The organism is Kitasatospora sp. NPDC096077 (assembly GCF_040303245.1).
Lineage (GTDB): Bacteria > Actinomycetota > Actinomycetes > Streptomycetales > Streptomycetaceae > Kitasatospora.
Map to the genome: position 1 here is coordinate 1 of NZ_JBEOSV010000039.1, position 15558 is coordinate 15558.

At 70.4% G+C, this 15558-nt stretch carries 6 protein-coding genes; 2 read left to right on the forward strand and 4 right to left on the reverse strand.

The window, feature by feature from the left end; all coding sequences use genetic code 11:
- Window positions 1–294: 294 nt before the first annotated feature.
- Window positions 295–1512 carry a cytochrome P450 gene (locus ABTZ03_RS27930; RefSeq protein WP_350515852.1) on the forward strand — a complete coding sequence of 406 codons (1218 nt, stop codon included), beginning with the start codon at window positions 295–297 and terminating at the stop codon, window positions 1510–1512.
- Between the two features lie 149 nt (window positions 1513–1661).
- Window positions 1662–2759: a PP2C family protein-serine/threonine phosphatase gene (locus ABTZ03_RS27935; protein ID WP_350515853.1), complete on the forward strand. Its 1098-nt coding sequence runs from the start codon at window positions 1662–1664 to the stop codon at window positions 2757–2759.
- Between the two features lie 424 nt (window positions 2760–3183).
- Here ABTZ03_RS27935 and ABTZ03_RS27940 read toward each other — a convergent pair whose 3' ends face one another.
- From ABTZ03_RS27940 to ABTZ03_RS27955, 4 genes are all read right to left on the reverse strand, one after another.
- Window positions 3184–6807, reverse strand: coding sequence for a polymorphic toxin-type HINT domain-containing protein (locus ABTZ03_RS27940; RefSeq protein ID WP_350515912.1), 3624 nt, complete (start codon window positions 6805–6807; stop codon window positions 3184–3186).
- A gap of 68 nt (window positions 6808–6875) precedes the next feature.
- A complete protein-coding gene (locus ABTZ03_RS27945; protein WP_350515854.1) occupies window positions 6876–8126 on the reverse strand; it encodes a hypothetical protein in 1251 nt (416 codons plus the stop codon).
- 257 nt (window positions 8127–8383) lie between these two features.
- Window positions 8384–8620, reverse strand: a complete 237-nt coding sequence (locus ABTZ03_RS27950; protein ID WP_350515855.1) for a hypothetical protein — start codon at window positions 8618–8620, stop codon at window positions 8384–8386.
- 99 nt (window positions 8621–8719) lie between these two features.
- Window positions 8720–15226 (reverse strand): RHS repeat-associated core domain-containing protein, encoded by a 6507-nt coding sequence (locus ABTZ03_RS27955; protein WP_350515856.1) that lies wholly within the window; start codon window positions 15224–15226, stop codon window positions 8720–8722.
- Between the last annotated feature and the right edge of the window lie 332 nt (window positions 15227–15558).

Consider the following 15558-nt stretch of genomic DNA (forward strand, 5'->3'; position numbering starts at 1 on the left):
GTCGCCGATGCTCCGCATGGACTCCCTCCTCCGCCTTGCGATGCACGCACCCCGACGCCGCGCGCTGATCCGACGCGAATTGTCAGACACGCCCTGGCTCTGTCCGGCCGATCCCGCCGGGTGCGGAACGGGGGTGCCGCCCGGACGGCGGCCGGGGGAGCCGCGCGCCGACCCGGCGGGACCGATCGGACAGGGCCCCGGCCCGACCCCCTTCCGTCGGGAACTCCGCCGCGCCCGCCCGTGGTTCAGGAATCAGGGAACCGGGACGGCGGAGCCGTCGGAGGGGAGCACCGCATGGACGGCGAGGCGATCATCGAGCAGGTGATGACCACGGAGGTCAGGGCCGACCCGTACCCGCTCTACGCCAGGGCGCACGAGCTCGGCCCGGTGGTCCCGGCCGGGGACGGGATGTTCGTGGTGAGCGGGTACGCGGCGGTCAACCGGGTGCTGCGCACCCCCGCCTTCGGGGTGGCGACCGCCGACATGACGGCCGGCGTCGCCCCCGAGTTCGCCGAGCACTCCTCGCTCGCCCTGTTCGGCCGTTCGATCCTCCAGCGCAACGCCCCCGACCAGCCCCGGGTCCGCTCGCTGATCGCCTCGGTGTTCACCGCCCGGCGGGTCGCCGCGCTGCGCCCGGCCGTGGTGGCGGCCGTCGCCCGGCTGCTGGACGAGCTGGCCGAGCGGGGTGCCGACGGCTCCCCGGTGGACTTCATGGACGCCTTCGCCTTCCGGCTGCCGGTCGGGGTGATCTGCGAGCTGCTCGGCGTCCCGGAGCGGGATCGCTACCGCTTCCGCGACCTCGCCGCCGACCTGACCGTCGCGCTGGAGATCATCCAGGACCTCGACGACCTGGACGCGGCCGACCGGGCCGCCGACGAGCTGTCCGGGTACTTCGTCGAACTGGTCGCCGAGCGCCTGGCCCGCCCGCAGGACGACCTGGTCAGCGACCTCGCCCGGATCGCCGTCGCGGACGGAGAGCGGCTGTCCGGCCCCGAGCTGCTGGCCAACCTGGTACTGCTGCTGGTGGCCGGCTTCGAGACCACCACCAACCTGCTGGGCAACGGCCTCGCCCTGCTGTTCCGCCACCCCGGGGCGGCCGCCGAGCTGCGCGGCGGCGCCGTCACCCCGGCCGGGTTCACCGACGAGGTGCTGCGCTTCGACTCCCCGGTGCAGGCCACCGCGCGGGTCGCCCTCGACGAGGGCCTGGCCGTCGAGGGGCTGCCGGTCCCGTCCGGCAGCGGGCTGACCCTGCTGCTCGGCGCGGCCAACCACGACCCGGCCCGGTACGACCGCCCCGGGGTGTTCGACCCGCACCGCACCGACAGCCAGCCGCTGAGCTTCGGCGGCGGCCAGCACTTCTGCCTGGGCTACCAGCTGGCCCGGCTGGAGGGCGAGGTCGCGGTGTCGGCCCTGCTGGACCGTTTCCCCCGGCTCGCCCCCGGTGGCGTCCCGACCCGGCGTGACCGCCTGGTGCTGCGGGGTTACGAGACGCTGCCGGTGACGGTGCGGTGACCGCCCGCCGCCGGTCCGGTCCGCGGCCCGGTCCGGAAAACCGGGACGTTCGGCCGTTCGTGACCAAGCCATTCGTAAGGGAGCATGGAGGGACGAATCCGGTCATTCCCGGCGAATGACCGGAGCCGGTCAGCCAGGAGGTCCTCGCCGTGTCAGCACCCCGCCCGCCGCAGCTCGCGGTCGCGCAGCCCCGGGTGCCGCGCTGGGTGCCGTGGCTGCCGGTCATCCTGCTGGTCCTGGACCTGACCGCGGAGGTCCTGGTCCCGGACGCGGTCGCCGCCGGCTTCCTGCTGACCGCCCTGCCGGTGGTGGCCGCGTTCAGCTACGGCCCGGCGCTGACCGCCGCCACCACGGGCGGCGCGCTGACCCTTCAGCTGCTGCTGGCCCTGCGCGCGGGCCACATCAACGAGCAGCACCACATCTGGGTCTACATCGCCACCGCCCTGTCCGGCGTGATGGGCACCGCCCTGTCCTGGCAGCGCACCCGGCAGAACCGCAACCTGCTGCACGCCCGTACGGTCGCCGAGACCCTCCAGCGCACCGTGCTGCGCCCGGTCCCGGAGCGGGCCGGCGGCCTGCGGGTGGCCGGGCTGTACCGCCCGGCCCAGGCCGAGGTGCTGGTCGGCGGGGACCTCTACGAGGTGTGCGACACCCGCTTCGGGGTCCGGGTGCTGCTCGGCGATGTCCGCGGCAAGGGCCTCGGCGCGGTCCGCACCGTCGCCGACGTGCTCGGCGCCTTCCGGGCGGCCGCCCACGACACCCCGGGCCTGGTCGAGCTCGCCGACCAGCTGGACCGCGCGGTGCTGCGCGACGCGGCCGACCGCGGCGACGACGAGCTGTTCGTCACCGCCGTCCTGCTCCAGTACCGCGCGGGCACCGACTGCGTGGAGATCGTCAACCGCGGCCACACCACCCCGCTGCTGCTCGCCCGGGGCACCATCGCCCCGGTGCCCTGCGCCGACGAGCTCCCGCTCGGCCTCGGCCACCTCGGCCCCGAGGACGAACCCGCCAAGCCGACCACCGTCGCCCTGCCCCCGGGCCACACCGTGCTGCTCTACACCGACGGCGTCAGCGAGGCCCGCGACGCCGACGGCGCCTTCTACCCGCTCGCCCCGCGGCTCGCCGCCCTCGGCAGCACCGCACCCGACCGCCTGGTCTCCTTCCTCGCCCAGGACGTCCACGAGTACGCCGGCCTACTCGCCGACGACCTCGCCGTCCTGGCCCTCACCCCCGAATGGGCCCCCTGACCGCCGGCACCGCCGACACGAGCGACGCCCGGCCGGGAGACCCGGCCGGGCGTCGCTCATGCATCGCGGTCTGCCTACAGGTCGTAGTTCTGATCGAACAGGCCTCTGACCTGCGTAAACACCAGCCTCGCGGAAGATCATTTCACAACCAGAGCACACGCGGCGGCCTCAACGGATGAAACAGGTCGAGAAGCGTCGAGCAGTGTTAATCGGGCCGCACTGGGCTGCCGCGTCGGTTGCTCAGGGCTACTGGGAAGCATTGCGGTTGCTCACGGGGAACGCCCGGCGGTGCCTGCTGGTCGCGGAGAAGTGTGCGAGCCCTCGAAGGTCAGCCCGATCCGCTGCCGGACAGGTGTAGCGCTATCAGGATATTCAGGGACACTCCCCTCGTGGCATGCGGCCGTGACCGGGGGAAAGTGGAGGGTCATGGCGGGAGGAGGCACCCGTATGGCGGCCCCCGCCCGGCTGCGCCGCCCTTGCCTGCATTGGCGGCTCCTGCATAGAAATCCTGGAGTTTTTCTGCATCGCGCTTGCTGGCGAGGGCACGAAGGTCCTCTGGTGAGCGTGTGCCGATGAGCCTCTCAGGATCAGTGTTTCCCCAGATCTTGTTGCCAACGACGGGAAGGGTTCCTCCATCAAGTTTCGGTACACCCACATACCCGCCGCGCGGCGGCAGTGGATTGCTCAAGTCCTCAGCAACACCATCCGATCCCACACTGAACCGGGCGTCGTTGCAATTGTGCACCAGGACCGGCGTGGTACCTGCCAGCACATAGTACGTGTGGAGCTCAGCGATGGTGAGGTCGTATGCGGTCCGAGGAATGGTGTCGTAGTTCCGTACCGTCAGGACGGTGAGCGGGCGGCCGTCTGCCGTGCGGAGTTCATCCCCGGTGCGGAGTTCCGAGGCGTTGGTCCAGCGCTGGGTGGTTTCGTCCCAGAAGAAGTGGTGCTGGGTACTGGTGAGGTTCTCCGTCTTTGCAGGTGCGCCGGTGGAGTCGGCGGCCTGCAGGGTCAGGTCGGTGAAGTGCTCGTCGTCCGGTGTGCGGATCGTGCGGGTGACGGCCTTGGACTCGGTCTTGCCCGTTGCCGGGTCCGTTGCCTGGACCTGGTCGCCGGCCTGAAGAGTCTCAATGGCTTGAGACGTGCCGTCTGCCAGGAGGACGCGGGTGCCTGGCAGGAAGCTGTGGGCATCCGGCAGCAGACTGGTGAAGTCGCACGCTATGTTTGAAAAAGCGTCCGCTTCTTGTTCGATCTTCTTTGCTTCGTTGGACGCCTTTTCGGCCTTGCCGGCCAGCTGCCCGGCCTTGCCGAGACGCCCGCCGGGAATGAGGCCGGAGAGGTTCTGGGCGGCGCTCAGGTAGTTGCCGTCGTAGGCGTCCATGACGGCGGACCCGGCAACACCGACCGCGTTCAGCCCTGGGATCACCTGAAGCGTGTCGAACAGTTCGTGGACGCTGTCCTTGACTGTTCCGCCGTGGTACATGACGAAGACGTGGTTACCAACGTAGTTGGGGTGGTCCTTCGTTCCGCTCCATTGGTTCCAGTAGGCCTCGGTCCAGGACCCGTCACGCTCGAGTTTGAACGTTTCGGTGGTGACGTTGCCCTTGTCGTCGGAGCAGGTCCCGAACCCGCCGCACACGCCCTCGGGCCGAAGGCGGCTGGGATCGCCGAGGTTGACGGGGTTGTCGGTCCAGGCGCCGGTCAGCCGGCTGAGGTGGTCATAGGTGAAGCACTGGGTGTCGGTTGCCGAGGCGTCCTGGATGTTCGTGACCGAGGTGATGCGGCCGGACGGGGTGTACGTGTAGCTGGTCTGGTCGACGGCGATCGTGTTGACCTGGCGGTCGATGCAGGAGTTGATGACCCGTCCGGTCGCCCAGTCGTACTGCTGGGTCGAGACGACCTGCGTGCCGTAGTCACCGGCGATCGTGCGGATGGGGCGGGCGAGCGGGTCGTAGTCGACCTGCATGACGACTGTCTGGCCAAGACTGGCAGTGGAGAACAGGAGTCCCGTGTTGCTGTTGGCGTAGGTGACCGACTCGGCCGGCAGCCCACCGGCGGCCGGGATGTTTGTCTTCGTCAGAGCACCGAGGACCGAGCTGTAGGAGTTGGTTGTGGTGTAGGTGCCGGCGAGGGCGCCCTCCTGGGAAGGAATCGTGATGGAGGTGCCGAGGGGCCGGTACGCGGTGTCGTAGCCGGTGACGGCCTTGGTGTAGGCGGCGCCGCTGGCTCCGCCCACGTACCGGGTGGAGGATGCCGGTTGGCCCTTGACGAGGGTGTCGTAGGTCCAGGACGCCAGTTGGTTCGCGGGTGCGACGCTGCCGTTGTACGTGCCGGTCTTCCGGCCGAGCAGGTCGTATGTGTAGGCGAGGGTGCTGCCCTTGGCGTCGGTCGTGTGGTCGATGCGTGAGTTGACGTCGTAGTAGGTCTGGGCCGTACCGGTGTCCGGGTCGGACGTGGAGACCTGCCGGCCGCGCAGATCGTAGGTGTAGTTCCAGGTGTTGCCGCTACTGTCGGTGCGGCCGGCGGTTTGGCTGACGGGCGTGTACGCGTATGTGGTGATGTCCGCGTCGGCGCTGTTGCTCGTGGCGGTCGGCGTTCGGTACTGCCAGCGAGCGATGGTCCGGCCTCGGGCGTCGGTCACGGTCGAGGTGGCTGTTGCGCCGCCTGGAGGGGTCACGTCGGTGCGGTCGGCCCCTGGGTAGGCGGTAGTGGTGGCCCACTGGGGGTTGCCGTTCGAGCGGAACTCCGAACGGACGACGCGTCCGTTGCCGTCGTAGGTGTTCCAGCTCTGGCCCGGAACCCGCCCGTCGGCCACGGGGATGAAGATCGAGTTCCCGGGGAACGAGCTCTTCTCGTAGTACGGGGCGGAGACCTTGATCGCCCAGCCATGCGTGTCGTACACGGTGTCGGTGATCAGCCGGCCGTTGGGCCGGGCGTCGCTGGTGCGCTGGCTCTGCCGCGGGCGGCCCAGGCCGTCGTAGAGGTCGATGTTCGCCGAGTAGGTGCTCGCGCCGCCGTTGAGGGATTCGGTCTTGACGGTGGAGGGCCCTGCGGTGCCCCGGAGGGAGTAGGTGAACTTCTTGCTCGGCAGGTCCTTGGTCGGGCGATCAGGTGTCCACACCGCGGTAAGACGGCCGAGCGCGTCGTACTGCGAGGTGGTGACGCGGGCGTTGGCATCGGTGCTGTTCGGTACGGATCCACGGGCCGGATCCTGTGTTGTCGTCGTGGCCCAGTCGGCTCCCATGGGCCCGGTGGTCCGCACCTGGGTCCGGAGGGCACCGGAGGTAGGCGTGAAAGCGATCTTGGTGACTGCGGGAGCAACCGACGGTCCGCTGACCTGCACGCCGGCGGCGTCGCACGTGGAGCCGTCGGTGGTCGCCGTCGACAGGCTTCGGCCGTAGGCGTCGAAGGTCGCGCTGCCGAGGTTCACATAGACGGGATTGTCGGACTGGTCGAAGTGATCAAGTGCCTGGGAACTGGTCGGCTCACCGAGTGCACCCGCCTTGCCGAACGGCTTGCCGTCGTAGATCGTCCGGCCAGCGGAGAGTGCGCTGGTGGATGTGGCAGCGCCGGAGCACGCCCCCTGGAAGGTGGTCTTCTGCGATACGAGCGTGAGCAACTGCGGATTGTCGCTTGCCGCGTAGCCGGTCGTGGTGCAGATCTCCGGGGCGGCTGCAGTGCCGTCGCCCTTGTCGTCGACCTTGATGACACGGTTGCCGTTGGCGGGTTCGGTGGTCGTGACCGTCGTGGTCGTCCGCCAGGAGCCGTCGGCGAGTTTGGCCTTGGTTGTCGCGGTGCTCTCGGAGTCCGTGTACCAGGCGAAGACCTGCGGCGCGCCGGCGCTCTGGGCGTGGGTCGCGGACGTCTTCTGTCCGTTGTAGGTGCTGCCGGACATCGCGGTGACCGTGCCGCCGGCCCGGTCGTAGGTCTCGGTGGCGACGACCCGGCCGGCCAGCTGGGCGCTGTCGGTGACCTTGCCTCCGTGGGGGCTTGCCACGTCGGGCACGGTGCGCACGGTCTTGCCGTCTGCGAGGTAGTCGCCGACCATCCCCCGCAGGTAGGTGACCTTCTGCTGGGTCTTGGGCACCTCACCGGGGTCGGCGTTCCCGGTGGTGGTCACCGTCTGGTAGCCGCGGAACTGGTCCCAGGTACGGGTCTTGGGGTCCGTGAACTCGGCGTCGTTGCGGTGCCAGGCCGTGCCACCGTCATAGGTGTACTCGGTGGTCTTGGCGACGGCGGGAGTGCTGACGAGGTCCTGCTCGGTGACGGTCCTGACGAGGGGCTTGTCGAACCAGTCGTTGACCGGGTCCTTGGAGGACTGGTCGGGCAGGTACCACTTGACGGGCATGCAGGCTTGGAGTTGCCGTCCTCGGACGCCGGCATGCGGTTGTTGACCCGGGAGCACTCGGGGTCGGCGTAGACGACGTTGATGCGCCCGCCCATCTCGGTGCTGATGCCCTGGATGCGCGGGCGCATGAACATCGGCGACGCGGGGTCCAGGCCGTCGACACGGTTGGCGCGCATCTTGTACGGGAACTGCACCGGGGGCAGGTCCTTGATCTCCGATTGTCCGTTGCTCGGGACGTGTTGGACGGAGTCGAGCTGCAGGAGGCGCTTGGTGCCGTCGCCGGGGTCGGCGAGCTGCTGGTTGAGGTTCCAGGTGTCGACGGTGCGGTAGGTGTTGTTGACCAGGACCTGAGTGCTGATCACGGTCAGTCGCTTGGTGGTGAAGGACGTCGGCGCGGAGGTGGTGCAGGAGCTGTTCGTGCAGATCTGGTCCAGTGAAGTTGCCCGCGTTGGAACCGGCGGCCCAGGCCGAGGACGGGGACATGGGAGACGCGGTGTAGTTGCCCAGCGCGCCGGAGGGTGCAGGCGCAGCGGGAGTGCGGCGGCGAGCACGGTGGGCAGCGGGCTGTGCTGGTGGAACGGGCCGAGGCCGAGCAGGGCGGCGGCGAGCACCGCGAGGTCGAAACGCAGCACCGGGCCGCGGCCGTCCAACGTGCCGTCGGCACGGCGGGCCAGCAGCCGCAGCGCGGTGGTGGTGGTGGCGAGCAGAGCGCAGACGGTGAACGGCACGTCCGGGGCGAGCACCACCGTGAACGCGCCGGTGGGCGGTACCGCGACCAGCAGCAGGGCGGTCGGGACACTCCAGCGGGCCCGGACGCCGAGCCGGGCGAGCGCGGCGACCGCGTAGCCGAGGGCGAGGGCGGCGGCGCCGGTCTGCGCCAGGGCGAGCGGCCCGGCGCCGAGCATCCGCAGCGCGGCCACGTACAGCCCGTACGGGTCCGCGCCACCGTGCCCGGCGGAGGCCGGGTAGGTGGTGGCGGTCCGCCAGTAGAGCCAGACCAGTTGGGCGGTGACCGCCACCGCGAGCGGCAGCCCGACCCGGGAGCGGACCCGCCGGTGGCGCCGTCCGGGCGGGGTGGTGCCGTGCAGCGGTGCCGGTCTGTGTCCGACGGTGGCGCTGCTGTACGTGGTCGGGCCTGCCCTGCGGTCCGCCCCCGGGCGGCCCGACCGATCGGGGCCCGCGGAGCGCGTGCGCGGCAGGCCAGCAGCCTCTGCCGGGACTGCTCCATGCCCCTGTCAGGACGTCCCCGGATCAATGTCCCCGGGCGGGAGCCGGATCAGTTGCCCCGGAGGCTCGCGACCAGGAGCACACTGCCGCCGACGATCCCGGCCAGCGCGAAGACGGCGCCGACCAGCCGGATGACGTTCGGGGTGGCCGATCCGGCTCCGGTGAACGAGTAGCGGACGATCAGGTCGAAGAACCTCTCGGCGAGGCCCGCGACGTTGAAGGCGAGCAGCAGGCCGCCGACACCGGCGATGACGAACCACAAGACGGTCAGTGCCGATCTGAGCACGGGGATCTCCAAAACGTCGGGGAACAACGATGAACGGGGGAAGGGGGCGGGACCCGCAGAAGTCGCGGGCCCCGCCTCGGTCGATCAACCAACAGGGTGTCACCCCAGGGTGAACAGGTGTTGGGTCCAAGTGTGGTCGATGGTCACACCCACGTCCGCACCGACTCCGACGCCGGCACCGGTGTTCACCAGGTAGACGTCGTTCCCACGCGAGTTGGTGGAACCGAAGGACTTCCCGACGCTGCCGATGAGCGCCGGGCCGGCACCCACCGAGCCGCCGACGCTGGCACCGTCGCCGGCGAGTTGGCTGATGTCGTCGGCGTTGGTGGTCAGCTTGGTGACGCCGACCGCGGCACCCGGGGCGCTGATCTGGAAGCCGGCAGTGCCGGTGACGCCGTAGTCCGACTTGCCGTCCGGCCGGGTTGTCCTGACCAGGCACCCGCTGACGCTGATGCCGACACCGACGGCGGCCCCTGCGTTGAGGCAGATGCCGGAGCCACCGGACCACTCGTCGATCTTGTCGGCGACCTTGTCGACGATCTTGTCCCAGAAACCGCGGTGCTTCTTCTTCTCCGCCTCAGCGGCGGCCTTGGCGGCCTCCGCGGCGCGCGCTGACTCGCGAGCCCTGGCGTCGGCCGCGGCCTTCGCCTCGGCGTTGCGCTGCGCCTGGGTCTTCACCCACGGGTTGGTCGAGTGGTCGGAGCCGCCGCCACCGTTCCCACCGCCACCGTTCCCGCCGCCACCGTTCCCGCCACCGCCGTTCCCGCCACCGCCGGTTCCGCACGGGTCGAGCAGGACGTAGTAGCAGGTCGGCTTGGTGACGATCCGGCCGTGCTCGCACTCACCGGAGTGGGACCGGCAGTAGTCCATCATGTCCGGGTCGTAGAGACCGGACGGGTCACTGCGGTTGACCGGGTTGTTGTGCGAGTAGGCGTACCCGTTCCACTGCAGTGGGTCGTCGCCGACCAGCAGCGGGTCCGGGCTGATGAAGCGCCCGTGGACCGGGTCGTACTCGCGGGCGCCGAGGTTGGTCAGCCCGGTGACGGTGTCCAGGACACCGCCGACGAAGCCCTTGGCACCGGCCCAACTGCCCGCCGTGGGCTGGGTCCCCCGCGCGTTGCCGAACGGGTCGGTGGGCCGCCGGGTGACGCTCTGCGCGGCGTCGGTGTCGATCTGCACCCCGCTGGTGCCGTGCGGGTCGGCGCACTGGTAGACCAGCTTGCCGCCGCCGGTCGTGGCCGTCACCCGGGTGATGGAGATCCCGCCGCTACCGGTGTAGTACCGGGCGTCGGACATCGACCCGGAGGCGGTGTCCAGGGTGAGCTCGTCCCTGCCCAGGTTGAGCGTGGTCTTCCCGGGGTTGCGGCGGATCAGCTGGTTGCCGTCCGCGTCGTACAGGTACGAAGTGCCCTGCGGCTGACCGGTCTTGGTCGCCCCAGCCAGCTTGTCCTCGCCGTTCCAGGTCAGCGTGCTGGTGCCGGACGCGTCGCTGACGGCGGTGGTGTTGCCCGCCGCGTCGTAGCTGAACGTCGCGGTGGCGGTGCCACCGGCCGAGCTCGTGACGGCCGAGGCCAGCGCGTGCGGGCCGCCCTTGCCGTCACCCTTGTTGACCGACTTCGGCGCGCCGAAGGTCTGGGTGGTGGTGACGTCCTTGGCGGTGTTGCCGGTGGTGTCGTGCTGCACCAGGGAGGTGCGGTTGCCGGTGGCGTCGTACCCGTAGGTCTGCCAGTACGGCGACGGACCGCCCACGCTGCCGGCCACCGGGCCGTTGGCGTTGGTGCAGGTGCCCACGCCGGGCACGGACGGCGCCGGCCGGGTGGTGACGGACCCCTTGTCGGTCCAGGCGTTGGTGAGCTGCCCCAGGTGGTCGTAGGTGAAGCACTGCAGGTCGGTCGCGGACGCGTTCTGCACGTCCTTCACCGAGGTGATCCGGCCGGCCGGATCGTAGGTGTAGCTGGTCTGGTCGAGCGAGGTGGTGCCGGTCTGCCGGTCCAGGAAGGAGTCGGTCAGCCGTCCGGTGGCCCAGTCGAACTGCTGGGTGGAGACCACCTGGTTGCCCCAGTCACCCACCGTGGTCCGGGTGGCCCGGCCCAACGCGTCGTACTGCACGTCCGTCACCAGCGTGGAGTTGCCACCCGAGGCGAGCAGCAGACCGGTGTTGGAGTACAGGTAGTCCACGCCCTCGGCCGGCAGACCGCCCATCGCCGGCAGGTCGGTGTGGATCAGCGACCCGAGGATCGGCGAGTACTGGTTGCCGGTGCTGTACGTACCCGCCAGCACACCCTCCGCCGCCGGAATGGTGACGCTGGTGCCCAGCGGGCGGTACATCGCGTCGTACCCGGTGACCGCCGTGGTGTACGCAGCCCCGGACGCCCCGCCCACGTACCGGGTGGAGGAGGCGAGCTGCCCCTTGCCGCCCGGCACCGTGTCGTACGCCCAGCCCGCCAACTGATTGGCCGCCGCCACACTGCCGTTGTACAGCCCGGTCTTGTGGCCGAGGACGTCGTACGTGTAGGCGAGCGTGGTGCCCTTGGCGTCCGTGGTGGACGTGATCCGGGAGTCACCGTCGTAGGTGGTGCGGGTGGTTCCCGCGTCCGGGTCGTTCACCTGGGTCTGCCGGCCGCGCAGGTCGTAGCCGTAGGTCCAGGTGTTGCCCGCGGCGTCGGAGCGGGCAGCGGTCCGGCCACCGGCGGTGTAGCTGGAGGTGATCACGGTCGCGTCGGCGGCGTTGCCGGTCGGCGTCGCCGTCCGGTACTGCCAGCGCTGCGTGGTGTTCCCCCGCGCGTCGGTGAAGGTGCTGATCGGAGCGGATCCCTGAGGGGGCGTCACGTCGGTGCGGTCCACACCTGGGTACGCGGTGCTGGTGACCCACTGCTGCTGGCCGTACGACACGAAGGCTTCGGCCAGCTTGCGGCCCTGGCCGTCGTAGGTGACCCAGGTCTGGGCGGGCACCTGTGCGTCCTGCGGGATGAACACCGTGCTGTTCGGCTGCGTGGTGCTCTCGTAGTAGGGCTCGGAGTTCTTCACGCCCCAGCCGTGCGAGTCGTACACGATGTCACTGACCAGCCGGCCCGTGCCGCCGGTGGCGGTGTTGCTCTGGGTCTGCCGGAGCCGGCCCAGGCCGTCGTACAGCTCGTTCTTGACCGCGTAGCTGCCGTCCTCGGTGAGCGTCTGGGAGCTGACCACCGTGGGGGCGGTTTTCCCGTTGATCGCATACGAGAACTTGTACCTCGGACTGAGGTTGGTCGCCCGGTCGGGCGTCCACACGGCGGTCAGCCGGCCCAACGCGTCGTACTGCTTGGTGACGGCGTTGCCGTTCTCGTCGGTGGAGACCAGGGCGAGGTTGCGGCCCGGGTCGAGGGTCTCGGTGGTGGTCCAGGCCGCACCGGTCGGGCCGGTGGCGGTGGTCCGGGTCGGCAGCTCACCGGTCGCCGGGGTGAACGCGGTCGTGGTGACCGCCCCGTTGGCGCCCGCCGAGGAGACCGCGCGGCCGTAGCCGTCGAAGGTGGTCGTCCCGGTCTGGTTGTAGACTGGCTGGCCGCTGCTGTCGTAGGAGTCCAGGGCCCAGGTGCTGGTCGCGTCGCCGGTGGCGCCGGCTTGCCCGAAGGCCTGGCCGTCGTACCGGGTCCGGGTGCCCGAGATGGTGTTGTCGGCGGTTGCGGCGGTGCCGCAGGGGCCGACGACCGTTCGGCGCTCCGAGACCAGCGTGCGGATCAGCGGGTTACTGCTGGTCGCGTAGTCGGTGGTGGTGCAGGTCTCCGGGGCGGCGGCGGTGCCGTCGCCCTTGTCGTCGACGGTGACCGGCCGGTTGCCGTTGGCCTGGTCGGTGGTGGTCACGGTGGCCGTGCTCCGCCAGGAGCCGTTGGCCAGCTTCGACCAGGAGGTCGCCGTGCTGGTGGTGGCGGCGTACCGGGCCACCAGGTTCGGCATGCCGTTGCTCAGCTTGCGGGTCGCGGTGGTCACCTCGGCGGAGGAGACCGTCGCGGACGCTCCGGTCACCGAGCCGCCGGCCTGGTCGAAGGTCTGGCTGCCGAGCACGCTGCCGGTCCGCCACGGCTCGTCGGTGACCGTGACCGCGCTCGCGCCCGGGTACGGGGTGAACGAGGCGGAGGCGCTGCGGGTCGAGCCGTCGGCCTTGCGGTCGCCGTTCATGCCGCGCAGGAAGGTGGTGACCTGCTGGGTCTTCGGCGCCTCGCCGGTGTTGCCGCTACCGGTGGTCTTGGTGACCGTCTGGTAGCCGCGGAAGTCGTCCCAGGCGCGGACCTTGGCGTCGGTGAACTCGCTGTCGTCCCGGTGCCAGGCGGCGCCGCCGCCGTAGCTGAAGTCGGTCGACTTGGTCAGCGTGGTACCGGTCGACGCGTCCTGCTCGGTGACCGAGCGGACCAGGTACTTGTGGAACCAGTCGTTCACCGGGTCGGTCGAGGACTGGCCGGGCAGGTACCAGTGCACCGGCATGCAGGCCATGGTGTTGGAGTCCTCGGACGCCGGCATGTGGCCGCTGACCCGGGAGCACTCGGTGTCGGCGTAGATCACGTTGATCTGGCCGCCGGTCTCGGTGGTGATCTGCTGGATGCGCGGGCGCAGGAAGGCCGGCTGGGCCGGGGTCAGCCCGTCGACCCGGTTGGGCAGTTCACGCGCGGTGAAGCTGACCGCCGGGACGGTGGCCGCGCTCTGCCCGTTGGTGCCGGTGCGCTGGATCGAGGCCAGCCACAGCGCCGGCTTGGTGCCGTCGCCCGGATCCGGGAAGGAGTGCGTCAGCGCCCAGGAGTCGACCGAGCGGTAGGAGCCGGAGACCAGCACCTGGGACTCGATCTTCGTCAGCTTCAGCGACGACCAGAAGGTCGGCCAGAAGACGGAACAGCTGCCGGTGGAGGCGCAGTTCTGGTCCAGCGGGGTGTCCGGCCAGTTGGCCTGGTTGGCGGTGGTGCGCTGCGTGGCGGTACAGGTGATCTGCCCCGACTGGTTGCACCGTTCGGCCGTGCTGAACAGCACCTTCGCGGCCGGCTTCACGCCGCCGTTCGCGGCGATCTGCTCGGGCAGCCGCTGGCCGTACGCGATCTGGGTCAGTTCGGTGGAGCGGACGTAGGCGGTCAGCGTGCCGGAGCCGCCGTTCTGGCCGGCGCCGCGGTTGTAGTAGTTCAGGTCCTGCTGGTAGCTGAGGGTGGTCAGGTTCTGGTGGGTGTCCACGACGTAGTCGAGGTTCCACCGCCAGGCCTCCTGGCAGTACGACGCCTTGCCCTTGGCCGCGTCGTAGCAGTCGTCGCCGCTGTTGGGCGAGTAAACCGGGAGGTAAGCCACCGAGTTGGTCGCCGGGTCGGCATGGTTGCCGCCGGGCAGGTGGTTCTGGCCGAAGTAGTACTGGATGCCGTCCGAGGTGGTGACCCGCCAGTACTCGCCGCCCTTGGCCTCGTTGGCGGCGCCGGTCAGCTGCTCGACCTTGGAGCCGTCGTCGCCCTGCAGGCGCCAGGTCCCGGTGGCGTCGTCGCGGACCAGGGCACCGGTGCGGCCGCCCAGGTTGAGGATCGCGTTCTGGCCGGCCCAACACTGGTCGCCCGACCCGGTGATGCCGTCCTTGGCACAGGAGCGGTAGGAGCGCTCGATGAAGCCGGGCTGGTAGTCCCAGCCCTCACCGATCCAGGAGGACTGCGGGTTCCGTGCGGAGTTCTTGCCGTCCACGGCGGCGGAGTTGTACCCGAGCACGACCGAGGGCGCGGCGCCGCCGAGCGCGGGGGGCAGCTGGATCGGGTACGAGTAGGTGAAGTTGCCGATGTTGCTGCCCGCGCCCCAGTTCATCGACGGGGCCAGCGGCGAGGCCGAGTAGTTGCCCGTCGCGCCGCCGGAGTCGGCGGTCGCGGCCAGCACGGTCGCCGACTCGGCGGTGGCCGACTGGGTGAACGCGGCCTGGACCACCCGTGAGCCGTCGGCGGCGGTCGCGGCGCTCTTGGTCGCGCCGGCCGCGGGCTTGGCGGCGAGCGCGACCTCGGCGGTCAGCACGCCGGTCTTCGGGTCGACCGCGGCGGCGACCGGGGTCTGCTGCCGGCACTCGGCCTTGTCCGGAGTGGTCAGCGCACAGGCGGGCAGCTGCACCAGCCTGGCCCGGTCGGCCCAGCCGACGCCCTGCAGGGTCTTCAGGTCGAGGGCGACCTGGAGCTTGCCGTCGCCGCCGTCGGGCGCGGTCAGGGTCACCACCGGGCCGGTGGCGCCGGCGTTCCTGCCCTGGTCGGCGGTGCCGACCTCGACCTTGACCGAGCCGACCGAGGACCCGCCCTTGGCCAGCTTCACCGGCAGGTTGCCGGCTTGGACGGGCTTGCCGTCGGCCAGCGAGATGGTCGCCGAGCCGGTCGGCGCGGCGGCCGTGGCGGCCGGCTTCCACTCCCCCGGCACCGGGTACGCCGGCGCCTGCGGCTTGCCCGCCGCCTGGTTCTCGCCCTTCACGGGCTTCTGGTTCGCCAGTGGTGTCTTCGGCGTCCACACCTTGCCGTGCGGCCGCCGGGACGCCAGCGCCTCCGCCGACGGCGCGCCCAGCAGCGGCATGACCAGCGCGACCAGGCCCACCACCCCGAGACCCCGTCGCAGGACGCCGGACGATCCGGTGCCGCGTGGCACCGGTGTTCGTCGTTCCCCCACAACCCCTCCCCATGAGACATGTCGACAAGGCGACCGCACATATTTGCGATCGCCGCGCGGTGGACCCTAGAGGCTGCAGGGACTGATGTGACATCAGTTTTTATAAATTAACCAAAAGGTGACGAGTACTAGCGGATTAACCGGTCTATTGCGACAACTTGAATCGGGCTTGACGATCCACTACTTCGCCCCCCATCGTTCCCGTCGAACGTCCGCGCGACAGGCGGACTCTTCGGGGAGGAAGAAAGCACTTCGATGTCCAACTTCAGACCGATTTCCGCCGATGCGCGGCGGAGGGCCAGGGGGGGAGG

Bases quoted from the DNA above. Each gene is read 5' to 3' on its own strand.
- ABTZ03_RS27930 (WP_350515852.1), top strand. From the start codon at position 295: ATGGACGGCGAGGCGATCATCGAGCAGGTGATGACCACGGAGGTCAGG.
- ABTZ03_RS27940 (WP_350515912.1), bottom strand. From the start codon at position 6,807: ATGGTCGGCGACTACCTCGCAGACGGCAAGACCGTGCGCACCGTGCCC.